The organism is Novosphingobium barchaimii LL02 (assembly GCF_001046635.1).
GTDB lineage: Bacteria > Pseudomonadota > Alphaproteobacteria > Sphingomonadales > Sphingomonadaceae > Novosphingobium > Novosphingobium barchaimii.
Map to the genome: position 1 here is coordinate 197,762 of NZ_KQ130454.1, position 20,340 is coordinate 218,101.

Sequence of the window (20,340 nt, forward strand, 5' to 3'; positions counted from 1 at the left end):
CGCGGAACGGGTGGGACGCTAAAATCGGGGCGCGCTCGCGAAGGGCTTCGACAAGCTCAGCCTGACCCTTCGACAAGCTCAGGGTGAGCGGAACTGTGTAAAACCCCTACGTCCGCTCAGGCTGAGCTTGTCTAAGCCCCCACACAGCTACCTCAGATCGGCGACCACGGCTTTTCATCGAGTTCTTCCTGCGCGCCCTGCGGACGCTCGGTCACCGTGGCGGCGGGAAGATAATCGATGATTGCATCAAGCAGCTTCGACATGCCCCTGCCGGTGGCACCGGAGATCGGGAAAACCTCATCAGCCCCGGCCTTCAGCAGCATCTTGGCGTAGTCCGCCGCCAGCGCATCGTCGACAAGGTCGCACTTGTTGAGCGCGACCAGGCGCGGCTTGTCCGACAGTTCTTCGCTGTAGGCTTCCAGCTCCTCCTCGACGATGTGCATCGCGTCGACGGGATCGGCGTTGGAAATATCGATCAGATGCACCAGCACGCGGCAACGCTCGATGTGGCCGAGGAAACGGTCCCCCACGCCTGCGCCTTCGGCGGCGCCGGCGATCAGGCCCGGAATATCGGCCACCACGAACTCGCGGTGCTTGTGCATGACCACGCCCAGCTGCGGGCGCAGCGTGGTGAACGCATAGTCGCCGACCTTGGCCTTGGCGTTCGACAACTTGTTGATGAAGGTCGACTTGCCCGCATTGGGCATGCCCACCAGTCCAACGTCGGCCAGCAGCTTGAGGCGCAGCCATACCCATTGCTCGACCGGCGCGATACCGGGCTGGTGCTGGCGCGGGGCGCGGTTGGTGCTGGTCTTGTAACTGGCGTTACCGCGCCCGCCCATGCCGCCTTCCATGAAGACCACGCGCTGGCCGGCCTGCGTCAGGTCGAGCAGAACGGTGTCGCGGTCCTCGTCGTCGGCGATCACCTGCGTGCCGATCGGCACCTTGATGACAAGGTCCTTGCCGGACGCGCCGTTGCGGTTCTGGCCCATGCCGTGGCCGCCGCGCGGGGCCTTGAAGTGCTGGGTATAGCGAAAGTCGATCAGGGTGTTGAGACCTGCGACCGCCTCGAAGATGATGTCGCCGCCCTTGCCGCCGTTGCCGCCGTCAGGGCCGCCATATTCGACGTACATCTCGCGCCGGAAGCTGACGGCACCGGGTCCGCCGCCGCCTGAACGCGTGTAGATCTTGGCCTGGTCTAGAAAATGCATGGTCCGTCGCTTCCGGCGCTACTGCAGCGCCCAACTTGCGACTGGCCCCGGCTGACGGGACCGAAACCGTCCCGTTTGCGCCACCTGCCGCAGATAAACAAAAAACCCGGCCGTGTTTCGGGCCGGGTGATGCCCGGATGATTCCCGAACATGCCAAAACTTTAAATACCCGTTCGCACACTGGTGGAGCCGAGGGGGATCGAACCCCTGACCTCGTCATTGCGAACGACGCGCTCTCCCAGCTGAGCTACGGCCCCGTTCCAGTACTGCGCCCCCAATCCAGCTCACGCCGTGTCGGGTGCGTTCCTTTAGCGAAGAGAACCTCGCCCGAAAAGGGCAAAAATGCATGGCCCGCAAATCGCACGAAGCGCGCGCCATGCGAAAACCTTACTGGGCGGAGGCCTGCGGCTTGGGCGGTGCCTGCCCTGCCGGCTGCGCCAGCGTCTGCTCCGACGTGGGACGCACGGTGATCAGCCCACCCGCACCATAGCGCGACTGCCATGCGGCAAGGTCTGCACGGTACTGCTCGTAAGCGGTGAAGAACTCCTTGAACGGCGCCTCCAGCTTGGCAAGGCCCTGATAGGAATAGTTTTCGAACTGGCTCGGCTCGATCGTCGTCAGCTCGGCGCTGAGTTCCATCGCCGCCTTGCAGAAGCCTGCGTCGACGGGGGGCAACGAGAAGAAATTGTAGACCTGTGTCTGGTAAGTTTCGCGCGCGACGATCGCGGCGCGGCCCTTGTGCTGGGTCTTGAAGCTGCGATCGATCTCGGCCGAGGCTTTGGTGAGCGACTTGTCATACGTCTTGAGGAAGCGCTTGTACCCGTCCAGGATCGGCGCGAACTGCGGCTCGACGCAGTTGAGTGCCGCCACGTTATAGCCCGAGCGCAGGTTCCACACCGTCTGCGACGTGGAAATTCCGTAGTTCACGGTATGGCGCTGGCCATCTTCCGCGACCGGCGGAACCGTCATTTCCAGCGGCGCGCCCATCGGCGGGCTTGGCATCGGCGGGATGACGACAACCGGCGGCGGCGGCGGCGGCGGCGGCGGCGGCGCCTTCGCACAGCCTGCCAGCGCGGCAAGGATTACGGCGACTGCCGAGCCCGCCAGCAGCGACAGGCGGCTACGCGTGCCCTGTTCGCCAGCTCTTATGTCCATCGCGTTGCTCACCCAAGGTTCTCCATCACAGCGCAAAATGTCTAGCGTTACGATCCCGTAAAGCAAATGCCCGGTGCGACGAAACGCACCGGGCATCATGACTTTGGTAATCTGCACTGTGGATTAATCGCTTCGAAGGCAGTTTCCTCCACTTCGGTTGCGATCACTCCTGCACGTTTCAGTCGCGCTGGCCCAGGAAGCTCAGCAGGAACTGGAACATGTTGATGAAGTCCAGATAGAGGCTGAGCGCGCCCAGGATCACGGCCTTGCCGACGAAGTCGGTGCCGCGCAGCTGCGCGTACTGGTTCTTGAGCATCTGCGTATCATAGGCGGTAAGACCCGCGAAGATCAGCACACCCAGAACCGAAATCGCCAGCTGCAGCGTGCTCGAACCCAGGAACATGTTGAGCAGCGAGGCGATCAGGATGCCGACCACGCCCATGATGAGGAACGTGCCGAAGCCCGACAGGTCCTTCTTCGTGGTGTAGCCATAGAGGCTGAGCGCCGAGAACGCCGCTGCCGTCGCGAAGAACGTGGTTGCGATCGACGAGTTGGTGTAGATCAGGAAGATCGTCGAGAGCGACATGCCCATGACCGCCGCGAAGGCCCAGTAGAGCACCTTCAGCGTCGATTCGCTGAACCGCTGCGCGCCGCCGCTGATCGCGAAGACGAAACCGAGCGGGGCCAGCATGATGACCCACTTGAGAGGGGTCGCCATCACTGCCTGCGTGAGACCATAGTTCGCAAACAGAACTGCGACGACGCCCGAAAGCAGTACGCCCGAGGCCATGTAGTTGTAGATAGACAGCATATGCCGCCGCAGACCAGCATCGTACGTGGTCCGGCCGGCGGATTGCCCGTCTAGGCTCGGAGACGCACCGAAGCCCCTGCGGGGCTGGGGGTCGTTCCAATTCGCCATTTCTAACTCCCTTTCGCGGGTCACTGCACAATGCGGACCTGCATGAGAGGGAATATCGCCCCGCCCCGCCCAAGTTTCAAGGAAAACCGGATCCGGTTATTTGTGACAAAGTGTATAAGCGTCGTCGGCCTGTTGTCAGCCCTTGCGGGCTGCTGCGGCCATTTCCGCATTGCGATCGCGCGATGCGGTCATCGCTTCCGCGACGACTTCGGCAAGCGCGCCGCCCGCATCGAGCACGTTCATGCCCGCGCGGGTCGATCCGCCGGGGCTCGCGACCTTGTCGGCCAGTTCGCCAGGCGAAAAATCAGAGCCCCCCGCAAGCAGTGCCGCGCCTTCCACCATGGCCAGCGCGAGGCGCTGCGACTGCCCCTCCTCCAGCCCGAGCGCGGTGCCCCCGGCGGCAAGACTGTCGATGAAGCGGTAGACGAAGGCCGGGCCGCAGCCTGCCAGCGCGGTGACGGCATCGAACAAATGCTCACCCGCCAGCCATTCAGGCGTGCCCAGCGGCGCCATCAGTGCCGTCACGCCGGCGCGGCCGATTTCGTCGAGCCCGCGCGCATCAAGCGCGATAGGCGACTTTCCGATGGCCACTGCCAGGTTGGGCATGATCCGAACCAGCGCACCCACGGCGGGGAAGCGCGCGGCAAGGCTGTCGAATTCGACGCCGGCAAGGATCGAGAAGAGCACTGTCTCACGGCCCAGCAGCGGCGCCAGCAGCGGGGCGACATCGTCCAGCCCTTGCGGCTTCACGCCCAGCAGCACGGCATCGAAGCGGCCCTCCGCAGGCAGTTCGCGTAGCAGCGTGACGCCTTCGGGAAGGCCATCCCGGTTGGGATCGACCACGGTGAAGCGCGAAGCGGGTATACCGCCCGCCAACCAGCCCGTCAGCATCGCCCCGGCCATGTTGCCGCAGCCCACGAGCAGGATGTTCTGAAACCGGTCCATGTCCATATCCTATTGCGCAAAACGCCTGTTCGGGACGCGACTTAGGCGAGCGCGGAAAGCCTGCCAAGATCAAAGCCCGCTAAGTTCAAGCCTGCCGCGGGGTATGCCAACTGCCTTCAGGCCTCTCCGGCGGCGTCCACCATCGCTGCGGCAAGCGCCTCTGCCGGGGTCTTGTCTCCCCAGAGGATGAACTGGAACACAGGGTAGAAACGGTCGCACTCCTCGATCGCGGCTTCCACCACCATCTGCGCCTCTCCCGGGCCGAGCAGCCCCTCGGGCCCGAGCATCAGGCCATGGCGATAAAGCACCACGCCCCCATTCGACCAGACATCGAAATGGCCGAGCCACAGCTGCTCGTTGATAAGCGCCAATGCTTCGTAGACGGCGGCCCGCTTGCCATCGGCGATGCGGATGTCGGGCAGGCACAGCAGTTGCAGCACCCGATCCTCGGGGCGCCAGATCGCCTGGATCTGATAGCTGGCCCAGGCGCCCTTCACTTCGGCGGAGATTTCATCCTCGCCCGAATACTCGAAGGGCCAGTCACGCGCCTCGAACAGGGAGGCGAGCATCTCGACGGGCGCGGCTTCTTCGTCATCGCGATCGATATCGTCCTGAACCGTCCTCATAACCTGTGACATCAACCCTCCGCGAAACCGGTGCAATGGATGCTTCCTGCAAGAGGGATAGCACAATCCGGCATAGCGCGATCGCCTGCGCATAACTGCACAAGCCTGTTCACAGGGTGTGGATAAGAATGAACGCCCGTTCAGACAAACGAAAACCGTTCCTTTTCTGAACGGTCTGTCGATCATGGGCGGTCATCACTTATCCGAAAGCGCATCCACGACCTGACCCGCCGGGCTGGTCCATGGCAGCGCATCGGAAATACCCTGCTTGCGGGCATCGGCGATGAAAGCCGTGGCTGCTTTCTGCGTGGCGAAAGGGCCGATCAGGACGCGATTGGTACGGCCCATCTCGCTGATGTAGGGCTGGCGCCCCTTGAACAGCGCGGGTGCCTCGCGGCTGTTCCGCCGCCAGTCGAACGCGATCGCTGCCTTGTCACGGCCAACGCCGATCTGCACCCAGATACGGCTCGGGTGCGATGGCGGCGCGGGCTTCCTGGCCTTGGCCTTGGCTTCGGCGGCAGCCTTGGCCTCGGCGGCCTTGGTCTTTGCATCCTTCGCCTTTGTTTCGGTGGCCTTGCTGTCCTTGTCCTTGGCCTTGGGATCGAGCTTGCCCTTGGCGTCCTTCGCCTCCACCGCATCGGCTTCGTCGACTTGCGGCAGTTCTATCTTGGGCGGAACCCGCGGCGGCGGCGCAGCAGGCGTGATCATACGGATATCCACCGCGCCCGGCACCGGCAGGACAGCTGCCGTCGGCTTACCCAGATCCGCGAAGATGTCCGCGAGCGAAGGCTGCCCGGGACCGGGCGACGGCGCCGTGCTCACGGCGGCAGACGGTATGCTTGCCGGCGGCGGCGACTGCGGTGCCGGCGGCGGCGACTGCGGTGCGGGTGCGCTTGGCGAGGAAGCCACCCGCGCGAGATCGAAGCCCGGATTCGCCGGCTGCGTGGCGGAAGGCTGCGTCACGGGCGCCCGAACCGGCGCCGGCGTAGCCCGAGCCACGCGGGCCGGAACGGGCGTCGGCGCCTGGGCCAGCCCCGGGTTCGGAGCGAGGGCAGGCCTGGGCGTCTCGACGGTCGCGGGCATTTCCACTTTGCGGCCAAGCGCCGGCAGCTCGCCGCCGTCGCGCTCGATAGTAGGGTTCACCTCGGGCGGAGCGACGCGGTCAGGATCGGCGGCGGCGAGCGTGGCGGGACGGGCCACGGGCGCAGCGGTCTTGCCTGCATCATCCCGCGCGCCGCGTGTGCGAGGGCCCACCGCCCTTGCCGCCCTGCCCGGCTTTGGCGTGGCGGCGGCGGCAACTTTAGTTCCGGCCTTTACCCCGCCCGTGCCAAACGGCTCACCCCTGGGAATCAGGCCGCCGCCTGCCGCGCCGGCGCGCGGCGGCGCATAAGCGGCAATGCGGGCGTCATCGCGGCCGACCTCGGAGGCACGCGGAAAGCGCCCCAGGTTCGCGGCGGCGGCCTGCTGGGCCCTTGTCAGGCGCGGCATGTAACGCAGGTACGGCGCGATGTTCTCGGCTAGCGGGGCCGGCAGGATCTTCTTGGCGACGCCAACCGCCTCGTTGGTGTCACCCTCGATCGCAAGCGTAAAGGCGCGGGTGCGCCAGCCGGGTTTGTCCTGCTTGTTGAGCAGCGGCAGCAGCGTGCGGTACGCCGTATCGCCATCGCCGCTGATCGCCTGGCTGACGGCAAGGCGCGTGCGCACCTCGTCGGCCACGGACCCGGACGTCGCGGCGAGGGCCATCGCGTATTGGCGCTGCGCCGAAGCATTGTCACCGACAAGATCATACGCCAGACCCCGGTCGCCGGAGATCAGCCCAGGCGTTGCGCCGGCTTTCTCGGCCTCGTCGAACAAGGGGATGGCACTGACAGGGTCGCCGCTGAGGACAAAAGCGCTGCCCATCCCGGCCTTGACGCGGGCGATGCCGGGGTTGGCCTCGTCGGCGCGGCGGTAGAAGCCGATGGCTGCGGCGTAGTCCTGCATCGCCCGCGCCGCATCGCCTGCCTCGATGAGCGCGGGGACATCGCGCGGGTTGCGGCCAATCAGAGAAAGGGCGGCATTGAGGCGTTTGCTGTCCGCGCTCGGCAAGGCCTGGACCACGGGCCGCGAGACCACCGGCGCACCCTGAGCCGCAGCCGCCGGCGACCATACCGCCATTCCGGCGAGTGCTGCTCCACAAAGCCAGCGCGAAACCAAATGATCCACCCGCAAGTCCTTCGTCATCCTGCCCGCCGGGCGGCCTCCCCTTGAGGCACGTACCGACGGCTTAACTGGACGGCCGGGCCATCGGCGCCGGAGCCGCTGCGCGAATCCGCGCGGGGACGCCCATGCGCGGTGCCCGATGAACCGCACGCGAACGTGGGGCAGGCCTGATTACAATGCGAACGGGCCGGCACTTCCAGGAAGTCCGGCCCGCCCGCTTCGACCAGCACACGTCGGTGAAAGACTGGCCTTGCGACCGGCCCTGCCCCGACGCGGGATACGTCTTACTGGTTGTTCTGACGGCCCAGGAAGCGCGGAATGCTGATCGATCCGGCATCCGCGTCATCGTCTTCACTCGCGGCCTCCGCACCGGGACGCGGACGCGACAGGCTGGTCATGCGTTCGAAAAGGGTGCTGCCACCGCCGGCAGCCGGCTTGGGACGCGGCGCCACCGGGGCCTGAGGCGCAGGCTGCACCTGACCACCGTCGAGCCGCAGTTCATCCTGCATCCGCGAACGCGGTGCGGGAGCGGGCTCGGGCTCTGCCGGCGCTTCCACGCCCAGCTCGAACGGCTCGTCCGCTTCGTCGGAAGCGCCCAGTTCCAGTTCCGCGGAAGGCTCGTAAGCCGAGGGCGGAGCGGAGAACGATGCAGGCTCTGGCGCCTGGACCGGGGCAGCCTGCACGGGAGCGGGCGCGGGCGCGGGCGAGGTCTGATACGACATCGAGGACGGCGCCTGGGTCTGCGGACGCACCGGACCGCGCGACGAACCCAGGTTCAGCGGGCGCGAGGCGATTTCGGCCATCTCGGTGGTCTGCTCTATACCGGTCGCGACGACCGACACGCGGATCTTGCCCTGCAGGTCCGGGTTGAACGCCGAACCCCAGATGATGTTCGCATCGGGATCGACCAATTCGCGGATGTGGTTCGCGGCTTCGTCGACTTCGAGCAGCTTCATGTCGTCGCCGCCGATGATCGAGATGATGACGCCCTTGGCGCCTTGCATCGACACGCCGTCGAGCAGCGGGTTCGCAATCGCGCGCTCCGCTGCTTCGAGTGCGCGGTTCGGGCCTTCGCCCTCACCCGTGCCCATCATCGCCTTGCCCATTTCACCCATGACCGAGCGGACGTCCGCGAAATCGAGGTTGATGAGGCCCGGCATGATCATGAGATCGGTGATCGAGCGCACGCCCTGCTGAAGCACTTCGTCGGCCAGCGAGAAGGCTTCCTTGAAGGTGGTCTCGGCCTTGGCAACCAGGAACAGGTTCTGGTTCGGGATGACGATCAGCGTATCGACGTGCTTCTGCAACTCCTCGATGCCCGAATCGGCGGCGCGCATACGGCGCGTGCCTTCGAACATGAAAGGCTTGGAAACCACGCCCACCGTCAGCACGCCCTTGGCGCGCGCGGCTTCCGCGATGATCGGGGCAGCACCCGTGCCGGTGCCGCCGCCCATGCCGGCCGCGATGAAGACCATGTGGACGCCGTCGAGCAGGCGCTCCAGTTCCTCAAGCGTTTCTTCGGCGGCTGCGCGGCCCACTTCGGGGCGAGCGCCGGCACCGAGGCCCTGCGTGATGTCGGGGCCAAGCTGGATGCGCGTTTCCGCGATCGAGTTGTTCAGCGCCTGCGCGTCGGTATTGGCGACGACAAAGTCGACACCCTCGATCTGCGCCTGGATCATGTTGGCGATGGCGTTCCCGCCTGCGCCGCCAACGCCGATGACGACGATACGCGGACGAAGCTCTTCGATCGCCGGGGGTCCGATGTTAATGCTCATTTCGCTCTCCTGGCAGGCACGTGCGCGAAGAAAAATTATTGACTTGCCTGATGGCACGCTTCGAGTCGTCGAAGCAAAGCATCATAAACCTTTGTCCACAGCCAAAACCGCCGTTCTCGCCGCTCTGACCGGGGTTTTGCACGGCTGGGCCGCTACTGGCCGGATAGGGCTTCGACAAGCTCAGCCTGGGCGGGTTCGGCCAAATAGGGAACACTTTTGAAGCCATTCCTTTTCGTTCCGCTCAGGCTGCGCTTGTCGAAGCCCCCCGCCCCATAATCCAGCCTCAGAAATACTCGCGCAGCGCCTGATGGACGCGCCCGACCATGCCCATCCCGCCCAGCTTGACCGTGCGGGTATGGCTCCTGCCCATCGCGCGGATATCGACCGGGTCGGCCGCAGCGTAGAGGACCAGCCCCGCCAGCGTCGAAAAGCCCGGCTTGACGTGTGCTTCGGCCAGTCCCGAAAGGTGCGGGACCCGCCCGATGCGCACCGGCTTGCCGATCGCCGCCTGAGCGTAATCTGCCAGCCCCACCAGTTCGGCGCCGCCACCGGTGAAAACCACCTGCTTGCCGCGCTGGCCGGTGAAGCGCATCGTCTTGAGCGCCTTGTTGATCTCCTCCATCAGCGAGCCGAGCTGGCCGGTGATGACGCCGATCAGTTCCGCGCGCGGGATGCGGTTCTTGTCATCAGCGTGGCGGGCGATCGGCCCGGTGCCCTCCTCACCCGGCGCGTTGACCGGGATCATCTCGCGGTGATCGGTCGGGTTGGCGATGGCCGAACCGTTGACGCATTTCAGGCGCTCGGCCTGAAAACGGCGGATACCGAAGGCCGAGGCGATGGCGTCGGTGATGTCCGCGGACCCCATGGGAATCGCCATCATGTCCTTGAGCATGCCCTGCTCGTAGATCGCCACGTTGGTTACCTCGCCGCCGAACTCGACCAGGGCGACGCCCAGATCGCGTTCCTCGGGCGAGAGGCAGGCCTGCCCCGCAGCAATCGGCGAGCCGACCACCGCCTCGACTTCGAGGTGCGCGTTCTGCACAGCCTCGGTCAGGTTGCGGATCGGTGCCCCCTCGGCGAGCATGATGTGGATGTCGACGCCGAGCCGCTCGGCATGGAGGCCCTTGGGATTGCCGACGCCGTGGGCGCCGTCGAGCCGGTACTGCGCCGGCTGGGCGTGCAGAACCATGCGCCCGTCGGGCTGGATCACGTCGCGCGCCGAGATCAGCAGTTGGTCGATATCCTCCTGCTCGATGCGGCGGCCGCCGATTTCCGCGTCGAACTGGTCGATCCGGCTGGCGAGCCCGGCCCCGGAGCAGCCGATCCACACTTTCTGGACAGCGGTGTCGGCCATCTTCTCGGCGCGGTCGATCGCGTCGCGCACCGCGTAAGTCGCGGCGGCCATGTCGGTCACGTAGCCGCGCTTGATGCCCTGGCTGGCCCGGTGACCCGAGCCGAGCACGACCATGTCGCCCACTTCGTTGATCCCGGCGACGATGGCCGAAATGCGGAACGAGCCGATGTTGACCGCGCCGAAAACGCGGGAGATGCGCTGCGTGGCCATCAGAGTTTTGCCCTCATCACTGGTTTTCCGTTTCGCCGCCCTCGGAGGCCGGGACCGCCGTGTGCGGCACCGAGCCGGCCTTGAGCGCAAGTTCCTGGCCTTCCTGCTCGGGTACGCGCAGGTAAATGCGATCTTTCGCGCGCATGTCGAAGGCGGTCACCTTGCCGCCCAGCAGGCGGTTGGTGCCATCGAGCCGCGCGAAGGTGACCAGCGCCCCTGCCGATTCCCGGTCCCCTTCAGGCAGAGCAAGTACCTGACCGGACTGGAAAGTCAGGTTCCAGCGGCGGTTTCCGATCCATTCCGCTTCAGCCACGCGCGGCTTCAGCGCGGGCGCGGCTTCCAGCAGCTTGCCCAGCACCGTCACCTGCTGCCCCGCGCCGGGACCGGAGACGATCAGCTTGCCGCCGGCGTCCTTGCGGCTGATCGCTTCCAGTTCGTGGCCCGTCTCGTCGATCAGTACGAACCGGTCGGCCTTGCGTAAAACCGCGTGCGGCTCGCGCTCGACGATGTCGATCACCAGGGTGTCGGGAAGCTGGCGCGAAACACGCGCGTCCTTGACCCAGGATAGGCCTAGCAGGTCCTGACGCAGACCTTCGATGTCCACCAGCGGCATCGCCCGGTCCCGTTCGGCCAGCGCTTTTTCGTAAACCTTGAGTTCGTTGATGTTCTTCACGCCGCGCACTTCGACGCGCTTGACCTCGAAGCCGGTCTGCCCCGCCACCAACGCCATCTGCTTGCCCGCGAGCGTCGGCAGGCCCGCGAACGAGGCCACCACGCAGACCAGCGCCACCGCGCCGCCCAGAATGGCCACGAGGAAAATGCGCTGAAGCTGCTTTTCAGTGAAGGGCAACCAGCCCATCGCCGTATCGAGCGCCGAGCCGGTGCGCGCCTTCGCCGCGCGCACCTTGCGCTGCTGCCCCTGCGCGGCGGCGGCTTTGCGGGCGTTCGTGCCCTTGCGCCGGATCGTCTGGCTCATTTTGCGCCTGCTTTCGGCTTCGCGTCGCCGAGCGCCTCGGCGATAATCGCCTCGACCAGTTCGGGGTATTCCATGCCGCAGGCGCGCGCCTGCTCGGGAACGAGGCTGAGGGGGGTCATGCCCGGCTGGGTGTTGACCTCCAGCAGGAACAGGCCCTCGATACCCTGCGTGTCGTCCCAGCGGAAATCGGCGCGGCTGGTGCCCTTGCAGCCCAAGAGCTGGTGCGAGCGCAGGGCGAAATCCTTGCAGGCCTGCGCGATCTCGTCGGGGATTTCGGCCGGGCAGATGTGTTCGGTAAGGCCGTCGGTGTACTTGGAATCGAAGTCGTAGAAGCCCGACTTGGGCCTCAGTTCGGTCACCAGCAGAGCGCGATCACCGATCACGGCAGTCGTCAGTTCGCGGCCCCGGATGTAAGGCTCGGCCAGCAGTTCGTCGAATTCCTGCCACGGACCCGTGACGTCACGCGCGATCGGGTTGCCGTAGTTCCCCTCGGCCGTGACGATGGCGACGCCCACCGACGACCCCTCGTTCACCGGCTTGAGAACATAAGGGCGTGGCAGCGGATCGCGCTCATGAATTTCGGCGCACTTGACCACGCGCCCGCCGGGCATGGGGATGCCGTGCGGGACCAGCGCCTGCTTGGTCAGTTCCTTGTCGATGGCGATCACCGACGTCGCGAGGCCGGAGTGGGTATAGGTGAGGCCCATCAGGTCCATCATGCCCTGCACCGTGCCGTCTTCGCCCGGCGTGCCGTGCAGCGCATTGAACACCACGTCCGGCTTCGCCTCGGCGAGGCGCAGCGCCACATCGCGGTCCATGTCGATGCGGGTCACCTTGTGGCCCTTGCCTTCAAGCGCCTTGGCCACGCCCTCGCCGCTCATCAGCGAGACCGGGCGTTCGCTCGACCAACCGCCCATCAGGACTGCGACATGGAGTGTGGGCAAGCTCATGAATTCAGACTCGTTCTGTAAAGCGGGGTTTGCAGGTCGCGCACGGCATCGGAGCAACCCTTGTCCCAGGGGAACAGGCCGTCGTCGACGCCGGGCCAGACGATCTGCATGGCGCGGGTGAAGTCGGTTTCCAGCTCGGTCTCGGCGAACCACATGGCCGAATTGAAGTAGTAGGGCACCAGGCATTCCGGCTCGACTTCGCGCAGCACGCAGCGATGGCCCTTGAGGATGCCGTCGATTTCCATCCAGTCCTCCAGCACCAATCCCTCACGGCACAAGTCGAGGACGCCGTTGATGACGGCGGCGGACAGTTCGGTGGAGAAACCGAACACGATCACCTCGGGCTGGTGAACCGTGGCAGGGAAGCCCACCGAATAAGCGAAACGCTCGCCCTCTTCGTCGTCGTCTTCCTCATTCTCGCCTTCATTGCCCATGCCGTCGTCATCGGGCGGCGAGACGACGGTGATGTGGCAGCCGAATTCCTCGATATTGTCGAGGATCTGCTCTTCATGGTGGGACAGATCCCAGTCGTCATCGCCCATCGGGTCGTCGTCGTTCATGACTTGACCCCCACCCGCTGGATTTCCCATTCGAGGTCGACGCCCGAGCGGTCCTTTACGCGGCGACGCACTTCCTCGCCCAGATCCTCGATCTGCGCGGCGGTGGCATCGCCGGTGTTGAGAAGGAAGTTGGTGTGCTTCTCGCTGACTTGCGCTCCGCCGATCTGGAGGCCCCGGCAGCCGGCTTCGTCGACCAGCTGCCAGGCCTTGTGGCCATCTGGATTCTTGAAGGTAGAGCCGCCGGTCTTCGACCGCAGTGGCTGGCTGGCCTCGCGGGCGGCGGAAATGCGGTCCATCTCGGCCTGGATCGCCGCCGGTTCACCCGCGCGGCCCTTGAAGCGGGCGGAGACGACGACCGCGCCTTCGGGCAATTCGGAATGGCGATAAGTATAGCCAAGGTCGGCGGCGGTCAGCGTGACCAGTTCGCCCGAGCGCAGCACCACGTCGCAGTCGATGAGGATATCGGCAACCTCGCCGCCATAAGCGCCGCCATTCATCCGCACGAAACCGCCCACGGTGCCGGGGATCGAGCGCAGGAATTCAACCCCTGCCACGCCGGCATCGCGGGCGGTGGAGGAAACGAGAATCCCGCTCGCCCCGCCGCCGCAGGTGAGCGTAACGCCGTCCGCCGTCACCTTCGCGAACGCCTTGCCAAGGCGGATCACCACGCCGGGCACGCCGCCGTCACGCACGATCATGTTGGAGCCGAGGCCCAACGCCATGACCGGCACCTCCGGAGCGAGGCTACGCAGGAAGTCCTGCAGGTCGGCCATGTCCTTCGGCTCGAACAGCCACTGCGCATGACCGCCCGCCTTGAACCAGACGAGCGGCGCCAGCGGCGCGTTCGGCGTCAGCTTGCCGCGTATGGTGGTCTGATCGAGAACGAGCGTCATGCCTCCCATCCTTCGACAAGTTCAGGATGATCCTTCGACAAGCTCAGGATGAGCGGGCGCGAAGATACCGCGCCGCAAAGACCCGCTCGTGCTGAGCTTGTCGAAGCACGGAGGCAGGGCGCGACCTGACGTATCACCCTGCCCTCCGCACCTTGATCGCCTCGGCCAGACCGGCCGCCCACTTGGTGATGTCGCCCGCCCCGAGGCAGACGATCATGTCGCCGGCCTGCACCGTGCCTGCCAGCACATCGGCCAGCGCATCGGCCCCGGCGATGACCTGCGCGGAACGGTGCCCGCGCGCCTTCATCCCTGCGACCATCTCGGCGCTGTCGACACCCTCGATCGGCTGTTCGCCCGCCGCGTAGACCGGGGCGGCATAGACCACGTCGGCGTCGTTGAAGGCGCCCTGGAAGTCTTCCATATGGTCGCGCAGGCGCGTGAAACGGTGCGGCTGGACGACGGCGATCACCCGGTTCGTCACACCCTCGCGCGCGGCGGCAAGCACGGCGCGGATTTCGACCGGGTGGTGGCCGTAGTCGTCGATCACGGTGACACTGCCGCCTTCCACCGCGACTTCACCGACATTGGTGAAGCGCCGCTTCACGCCCCGGAATTTGGAGAAGCCGGTCTGGATGCAGGAATCAGAGCAGCCCATTTCCACCGCCACACCCACTGCGGCGAGCGCGTTCTGGACGTTGTGGCGGCCCGGCATCGGCAGTTCGATCCCCTCGATCCGGTGGAAGGTGCCGTCGCGCTGGCGCAGGGCCACGTCGAAGCGGTTGCCGCCGGGGATCGGGGTCACGTTCTCACCGCGAATGTCGGCCTGGGCGGAGAAGCCATAGGTCACCACGCGGCGGTCGCGTATCCGGGGGATGATAGCCTGCACTTCCGGGTGGTCGATGCACAGCATCGCCGCGCCGTAGAACGGCACGTTCTCGATGAATTCGACGAACGATTCCTTGATCCGGTCGAAGGAACCGTAGTGATCGAGATGCTCGGGATCGATGTTGGTGACGATGGCGATGGTGCCGTCGAGGCGCAGGAACGAACCGTCGCTCTCGTCGGCCTCGACCACCATCCAGTCCGAGGCGCCGAGGCGCGCGTTCGAGCCGTAGGAATTGATGATGCCGCCGTTGATGACGGTGGGATCGACCCCGCCAGCATCAAGCAGCGCGGCGACCATCGAGGTCGTGGTGGTCTTGCCGTGAGTGCCGGCCACCGCAACGGTGTTCTTGAGGCGCATCAGTTCGGCCAGCATCTCGGCGCGGCGGACCACGGGAATGCGATGTTCGAGAGCGTAGACCACTTCCGGGTTGTCGCGCTTTACCGCCGTGGAGGTGACGACGACCGCCACACCCTCGACGTTCTGCGCCACCTGCCCGATCATGACCTTGATCCCGCGTGACCGCAGGCCCTCGACCACATAGCCTTCGGCGATGTCGCTGCCCTGAACCGAATAGCCCAGGTTGTGCATGACCTCGGCGATGCCGGACATGCCGATGCCGCCGATGCCGACGAAGTGAATCGTCCCGATGTCGGTGCCGACGCCCTTCACTTTGAAACCTCGCGCTTGAACCCATGCTTCGACAAGCTCAGCATGAGCGGGGAATTATAACTGATAAGAACCAAGGTCCGCTCATCCTGAGCTTGTCGAAGGATCACTGCGCAGTCTCCCGCGCCAAAGCCTCACCGCCCTGCGGAGCGGCGGCCTTTTCCATTCGGATCACGTCCATGATCGGGGCCGCGCCAAAGCTCTCGACCAGATCGGCGAGGTCCTTCGCGGCGTTCGGGTAGCCGCAGTTCCATGCCGCATGGGCCGCATTGGCCAGCGTATCGGGGTGCTGTGCGATGGCCTGAATCTGCAGGCACAGGTCCTTGGCCATCTGCTGGTGGATTTCCGACTGCTTCGAGAGCAGCACGTTGCGCTTGTCGCCCTTGTAGTGGTCCGGCTCCTCAGTGGTGATCGCCGGTTGGCGGATCACGCGCGCGCCGCCCGCCGCAACAATCTCACGCGCGTTGGCGGTCTGGTGATCGTCGGTCGCATAAGGCAGCGGGATGAGGATCGCGGGACGGCCCACGCCCGTCAGCTCGGCAATCGTCGAGGCGCCGGAGCGGCCAACGAACAGGTGCGCGCCCGCGAGCCGGTCAGCCATGTCCTCGAAATAGGTCGCCAGCTCGGCCGGAATGCCGTGCGAGGCATAACGCTGGCGAACGCCTTCGATGTCCTCGGGGCGGCATTGCTGAATGACCTGAAGGCGCGAACGCAGCGCGGGTGGCAGCATCGCCAGCCCCTCGGGCACGATCTGCGAAAGCACCCGCGCGCCCTGGCTGCCGCCGGTGACGAGGATGCGCAGCAGGCTGTCTTCCGAGAACTCGGGAAAAGGCCGGTCGCGCAGGGTCAACACTTCCTCGCGCACCGGATTGCCGACCAGCGTGACCTTGGCATCGAGCGACGGATCGAGCCGGTCCGTGCGCTCGCTGGAGGTGGCGATGGCATTCACGCGCTTGGCGAAGTAGCGGTTCACCCGGCCCAGCACGGCGTTCTGTTCATGCAGCACGGTCGGCAGCTTCGCCGCGCGCGCCGCCAGCAGCGTGGGGAGCGCGGGATAGCCGCCGAAACCGACGACGGCGGTAGGCTCGAACGTATCGAACAGGCGCAGCGCCATGCGGCGGCCCTCCAGTACGCCCAGCGCGCCCTTGATCCAGCCCAGCGGGTTTTTACCCGCGATCCGGCCGGCGGGCAGGATGTGGGCGGGCAGGTAGTCGGGCTTGCCGGGGATCGCGGCCCCGCGCTCATCCGTCACCAGGGCGACATGGTGGCCGCGGGCGTGCAGTTCGGCCGCCAGCGCGAAAGCGGGGATGAGGTGTCCGCCGGTCCCGCCCGCAGCGAGGACATAATGGCGGGAAACCAGGCTCATTGCGACTCTCCGATAGCGCGCAGCGAAAACTTCTCGCGCTTGATGAAGGGGTTGCGCCGGGTGACGGCGAGCAGCAGCCCCATGCTGAGGCACATCGCCACGGTGGACGAACCGCCGTAGCTGATGAGCGGCAGGGTCATGCCCTTGGAGGGGAACAGCTGCAGGTTGACGAGGATGTTGATGAACGCCTGCCCGCCGAACTGCGCGGCGAAGCCCGATGCGGCCAGCACCGTGAACAGGTCCTCCTCCTCCACCAGCCGCAGGATCACGCGGGTCAGGATGGCAAGGTAGAGGATCACGATGATCATGCAGGCAAGCAGTCCGAATTCCTCGCCAATTACCGAAAAGATGTAGTCGGTATGCGCTTCCGGCAGGGCCAGCTTGCGCGTGCCCATCCAGAAGCCCAGGCCAGTCCAGCCGCCGTTGAGGATCGTGCGCTGGGCAAGGTCCACCTGGTCGAACGCGGTGCCGCCGAACAGGAAGTTGTCGATGCGGTTGCGGCCGTTGTCATAGGTGAAATACATCAGGACAAGGCCCGCGATCCCTGCCCCGAAGAACATGCCGATACGTTTCAGCTCGATCCCCGACAGCAAGATCAGCACCAGGAAGGCGCCGGAAAACAGCATCGTTGAACCAAAGTCCGGCTGCAGCATCAGCAGCGCGCCCAGCAGGCCCATCAGGCCGAAGCAGAGGCCCACCACCGGAATGTTCGGATCGCGCGCGCGCCAGGAGAGTATCCAGGCCAGCAGGATCGGGAAGCCGCACTTGAGGAATTCCGACGGCTGGAGCGAGATGCCGAAGCGCAGCCAGCGCTTGGCGCCGTTCACTTCCGACCCGACCAGCGGCACCAGCACCAGCGCGACCAGCATCGCTCCGCCCAGCAGGATACCGAACCGGCGCGCATTGTCTTTGGTCAGCGTTGACGCCCAGAACATCGCGATCAGACCGATGATCTGCCAGCGCATATGCAGGTAGAAAAAGTGAAGCTGGGACAGCCTTTCAGCCGAAGTCGACAGGCGCCGCGCGCTTGCAGGCGAACCCGCCGCCACGGCCACCGCCCCGATCGCCATGAGGATCAGCACGAGAACCAGCGTCGTGCGGTCGATCTCCTGCCACCAGATCGCAAGCTGGCTGCGCCGGTTGCGATTGTAGCGCTGCGAGGCCGCGGCAGGATTGGGAGCGATGGTCGCCATCAGGCCTGTCCTTCCCGAGGCACGCTGCCGCCGATTTCGAGGAGCGCCTCGACGATCTGGCGAAAGGCCTGCCCGCGTGCTTCGTAATCGCGGAACTGGTCGAAACTGGCGCAGGCGGGAGAAAGCATGACGACATCGCCCGGCTTTGCGGCAGCCATGGCCTCACGGATCGCCTCGGCCATCATCTCGGAATTGTGGACGGGAATGTGCGGCGCCAGGATCTCGGCAAAACGCGGCCCGGCATCCCCGATGGTATAGGCAGCCGCGATGTTGCCGAAGAACGGCGCGCATTCGTCGAGGTTGTCGCCCTTGGGCAGGCCGCCGAGAATCCAGTGAATGCGAGGGTGAGGCGCAGGGGGGAAAGCGGCGATGGCAGGCGCGGTCGAGGCCGGGTTGGTCGCCTTGCTGTCATTGATGTAAGTGACGCCGTTCGCCTCGGCCACGCGTTCCATGCGGTGGGGCAGGCCGCTGAACGTGCGCAGCGCCTTGCGCCACTGCGGCTTCTTGATCCCCAGCGCCTCGACGATGGCCACGGCCACGGCGGCGTTCTGGAGATTGTGTGGCCCCTGCAGCGAAGGCCATTCCTTCTGGAGCGGCAGCAGGTCTGCGCCGTCGACCATCCGCACGAGTCCCGGCGCCCTGCGCGCGGCTTCGATGTGGGCGATGGCGCGCGTCTCGCGGTCGCCGGTGCCGAAGGCGGCGCTGCGCCCTGCACCCTGCATCGCAAACAGGCGCGCCTTGGAGGCGGCGTAAGCCTCGAACCCATCGTAGCGATCGAGGTGGTCCGGGGTGATGTTGAGGAGGGCCGTCACGTCGCAGTCGAGGCTGTAGGTCAGGTCGATCTGGTAGCTCGACAATTCCAGTACGTAGACGCCGCCTGCCGGAAGTGGCTCGGTGGCCAGCACCGGCACGCCGATGTTGCCGCCCACGCGCGAGGTCACGCCCGCGCATTCCAGCACGTGCTGGACGAGCGAGGTGGTGGTCGACTTGCCGTTGGTGCCGGTGATGCCGACGACGCGGTGCGCGGGAAGGTTGCCCCGAGCCAGCGCGAACAGCTCGATGTCGCCGATCACCGGCACGCCGGCGCGGGCGGCGGACTCGGCGATGGGATGGCGGTTGAGCGGAACGCCCGGCGAGACGACGACGCCGTCATAGCCGGTCAGGTCTGCGGCGACGGGATCGGTCAGTTCGACCTTGCCGCAGTCGGTCCATTCGCACAGCTGCTGACGCGCTTCGTCACGGCTGTCCCAGGCCATGACGTGCGCCCCGCTCTCCACCAGCGTCGTGGCAGCGGTCAGCCCGGAGCGGGCAAGGCCGAGGACCGCGAAGCGCTTGCCGGCAAAGACGGGGGAGACGATCATGCGCCGATCGCCCTCATCGCAGCTTCAGTGTAGCGAGGCCAAGCACCGCGAGGACGATAGAGATGATCCAGAAGCGGATCACAACGGTCGATTCGTGCCAGCCCTTCTGCTCGAAGTGGTGGTGGATCGGCGCCATGCGGAAAACGCGGCGGCCGGTGCGCTTGAACCAGAAGACCTGGATGATCACCGACACCGCTTCCAGCACGAACAGCCCGCCGACGATGGCCAGCACGATCTCATGGTGCGCGGCGACGGCGATGCAGCCAAGGGCCCCGCCCAGCGCAAGGCTGCCGGTATCGCCCATGAAGACGGCGGCAGGCGGCGCGTTGAACCACAGGAAGGCAAGGCCCGCCCCCATGATCCCGGCGCAGAATATCGCCAGTTCACCCGCGCGCGGAACGTGCGGAATGCCCAGATAGGTCGCATAGTCGACGCGGCCGGCAAGGTAGCAGATGATCGCGAACGTGCCCGCCGCGATGATCACGGGCATCGTCGCAAGACCGTCGAGGCCGTCGGTCAGGTTCACCGCATTGCCCGCGCCCACGATCACCACGGCGGCGAACACGTAGTAGAACGGGCCGAGCGGAATGTACCGGCCCGACAGGAACGGCACATAGAGGTTGGTGTTGAGCTGGCTGACGATGATGTAAGAAGCGATGCCCGCGACGATGAATTCAAGCAGCAGGCGCACTTTGCTGGAGAGGCCGGCATGGTGCCGCTTGGTCACCTTGTCGTAGTCGTCAAGGAAACCAATGATCCCGAAACCCACCGTCACGGCCACGCAGGCCCAGACGAACGGATTCGTCATGTCCATGAACAGCAGCATGGTGACGATCAGCGAAGTCAGGATCATCAGGCCGCCCATGGTCGGCGTACCGCGCTTGGCGAGGTGGGTTTGCGGGCCGTCCTCGCGGATCGGCTGGCCCTTGCCCTGCCGGATTCGCAGCATGTTGATGAACTTGGGGCCGATGATCAGGCCGATCACCAGCGCGGTCATCAGCGCCGCGCCCGAACGGAACGTCTGGTAGCGGAAGAGGTTGGACAGTCCCTCGTAGTGGAACCATTCTGCAATGAGATACAACATCTTGCGGG

Annotated in this window: 17 protein-coding genes and 1 tRNA gene; all 18 read right to left on the reverse strand. The window is 65.7% G+C overall.

All coding sequences use genetic code 11. From position 1 onward, the window contains the following. Positions 1-152: 152 nt before the first annotated feature. Positions 153-1,211 (reverse strand): GTPase ObgE, encoded by a 1,059-nt coding sequence (gene obgE, locus V474_RS11455; protein ID WP_059151634.1) that lies wholly within the window; start codon positions 1,209-1,211, stop codon positions 153-155. A 181-nt stretch (positions 1,212-1,392) separates the two neighbouring features. After that, positions 1,393-1,468: transfer RNA gene (locus V474_RS11460), tRNA-Ala, on the reverse strand. A gap of 130 nt (positions 1,469-1,598) precedes the next feature. Continuing rightward, a complete protein-coding gene (locus V474_RS11465; protein WP_148649371.1) occupies positions 1,599-2,378 on the reverse strand; it encodes a hypothetical protein in 780 nt (259 codons plus the stop codon). A 166-nt stretch (positions 2,379-2,544) separates the two neighbouring features. Beyond that, positions 2,545-3,285 (reverse strand): Bax inhibitor-1/YccA family protein, encoded by a 741-nt coding sequence (locus tag V474_RS11470; protein ID WP_059151635.1) that lies wholly within the window; start codon positions 3,283-3,285, stop codon positions 2,545-2,547. 135 nt (positions 3,286-3,420) lie between these two features. Then, positions 3,421-4,230 (reverse strand): pyrroline-5-carboxylate reductase family protein, encoded by an 810-nt coding sequence (locus V474_RS11475; protein ID WP_059151636.1) that lies wholly within the window; start codon positions 4,228-4,230, stop codon positions 3,421-3,423. Between the two features lie 116 nt (positions 4,231-4,346). Beyond that, positions 4,347-4,856 carry a type III secretion system chaperone family protein gene (locus V474_RS11480; protein ID WP_059151637.1) on the reverse strand — a complete coding sequence of 170 codons (510 nt, stop codon included), beginning with the start codon at positions 4,854-4,856 and terminating at the stop codon, positions 4,347-4,349. A gap of 195 nt (positions 4,857-5,051) precedes the next feature. Continuing rightward, positions 5,052-7,013 carry an SPOR domain-containing protein gene (locus V474_RS11485; RefSeq protein ID WP_236711227.1) on the reverse strand — a complete coding sequence of 654 codons (1,962 nt, stop codon included), beginning with the start codon at positions 7,011-7,013 and terminating at the stop codon, positions 5,052-5,054. Positions 7,014-7,342: 329 nt separating this feature from the next. After that, positions 7,343-8,833: a cell division protein FtsZ gene (gene ftsZ, locus V474_RS11490; protein ID WP_059151639.1), complete on the reverse strand. Its 1,491-nt coding sequence runs from the start codon at positions 8,831-8,833 to the stop codon at positions 7,343-7,345. Positions 8,834-9,116: 283 nt separating this feature from the next. After that, entirely contained in the window at positions 9,117-10,397 is a 1,281-nt protein-coding gene (ftsA, locus tag V474_RS11495; protein WP_059151640.1) for a cell division protein FtsA, read from the reverse strand. A gap of 16 nt (positions 10,398-10,413) precedes the next feature. Beyond that, positions 10,414-11,373 carry a cell division protein FtsQ/DivIB gene (locus tag V474_RS11500; RefSeq protein ID WP_059151641.1) on the reverse strand — a complete coding sequence of 320 codons (960 nt, stop codon included), beginning with the start codon at positions 11,371-11,373 and terminating at the stop codon, positions 10,414-10,416. Next, complete coding sequence (locus tag V474_RS11505; RefSeq protein WP_043971191.1) at positions 11,370-12,323, reverse strand: D-alanine--D-alanine ligase; 954 nt, start codon at positions 12,321-12,323, stop codon at positions 11,370-11,372. Before V474_RS11505 ends, V474_RS11500 begins: the two co-directional genes overlap by 4 nt. After that, positions 12,320-12,883 carry a DUF4262 domain-containing protein gene (locus V474_RS11510; RefSeq protein WP_236711228.1) on the reverse strand — a complete coding sequence of 188 codons (564 nt, stop codon included), beginning with the start codon at positions 12,881-12,883 and terminating at the stop codon, positions 12,320-12,322. The genes V474_RS11505 and V474_RS11510 overlap by 4 nt, the downstream gene beginning before the upstream one ends. Further along, a complete protein-coding gene (murB, locus tag V474_RS11515) occupies positions 12,880-13,776 on the reverse strand; it encodes a UDP-N-acetylmuramate dehydrogenase (RefSeq protein WP_059151642.1) in 897 nt (298 codons plus the stop codon). The genes V474_RS11510 and murB overlap by 4 nt, the downstream gene beginning before the upstream one ends. Positions 13,777-13,909: 133 nt before the next feature. Further along, the gene (murC, locus tag V474_RS11520; RefSeq protein WP_043971195.1) at positions 13,910-15,331 is read right to left on the reverse strand and encodes a UDP-N-acetylmuramate--L-alanine ligase; all 1,422 of its coding nucleotides are present in this window, start codon (positions 15,329-15,331) and stop codon (positions 13,910-13,912) included. 103 nt (positions 15,332-15,434) lie between these two features. Beyond that, entirely contained in the window at positions 15,435-16,694 is a 1,260-nt protein-coding gene (murG, locus tag V474_RS11525; RefSeq protein WP_059151643.1) for an undecaprenyldiphospho-muramoylpentapeptide beta-N-acetylglucosaminyltransferase, read from the reverse strand. Continuing rightward, positions 16,691-17,887 (reverse strand): FtsW/RodA/SpoVE family cell cycle protein, encoded by a 1,197-nt coding sequence (locus V474_RS11530; protein WP_059151644.1) that lies wholly within the window; start codon positions 17,885-17,887, stop codon positions 16,691-16,693. The genes murG and V474_RS11530 overlap by 4 nt, the downstream gene beginning before the upstream one ends. Next, on the reverse strand, positions 17,887-19,248 hold the full coding sequence (gene murD / locus V474_RS11535) for a UDP-N-acetylmuramoyl-L-alanine--D-glutamate ligase (protein ID WP_059151645.1): 1,362 nt from the start codon (positions 19,246-19,248) through the stop codon (positions 17,887-17,889). The genes V474_RS11530 and murD overlap by 1 nt, the downstream gene beginning before the upstream one ends. Positions 19,249-19,261: 13 nt before the next feature. After that, complete coding sequence (gene mraY / locus V474_RS11540) at positions 19,262-20,332, reverse strand: phospho-N-acetylmuramoyl-pentapeptide-transferase (RefSeq protein ID WP_043971201.1); 1,071 nt, start codon at positions 20,330-20,332, stop codon at positions 19,262-19,264. Positions 20,333-20,340 lie beyond the last annotated feature (8 nt).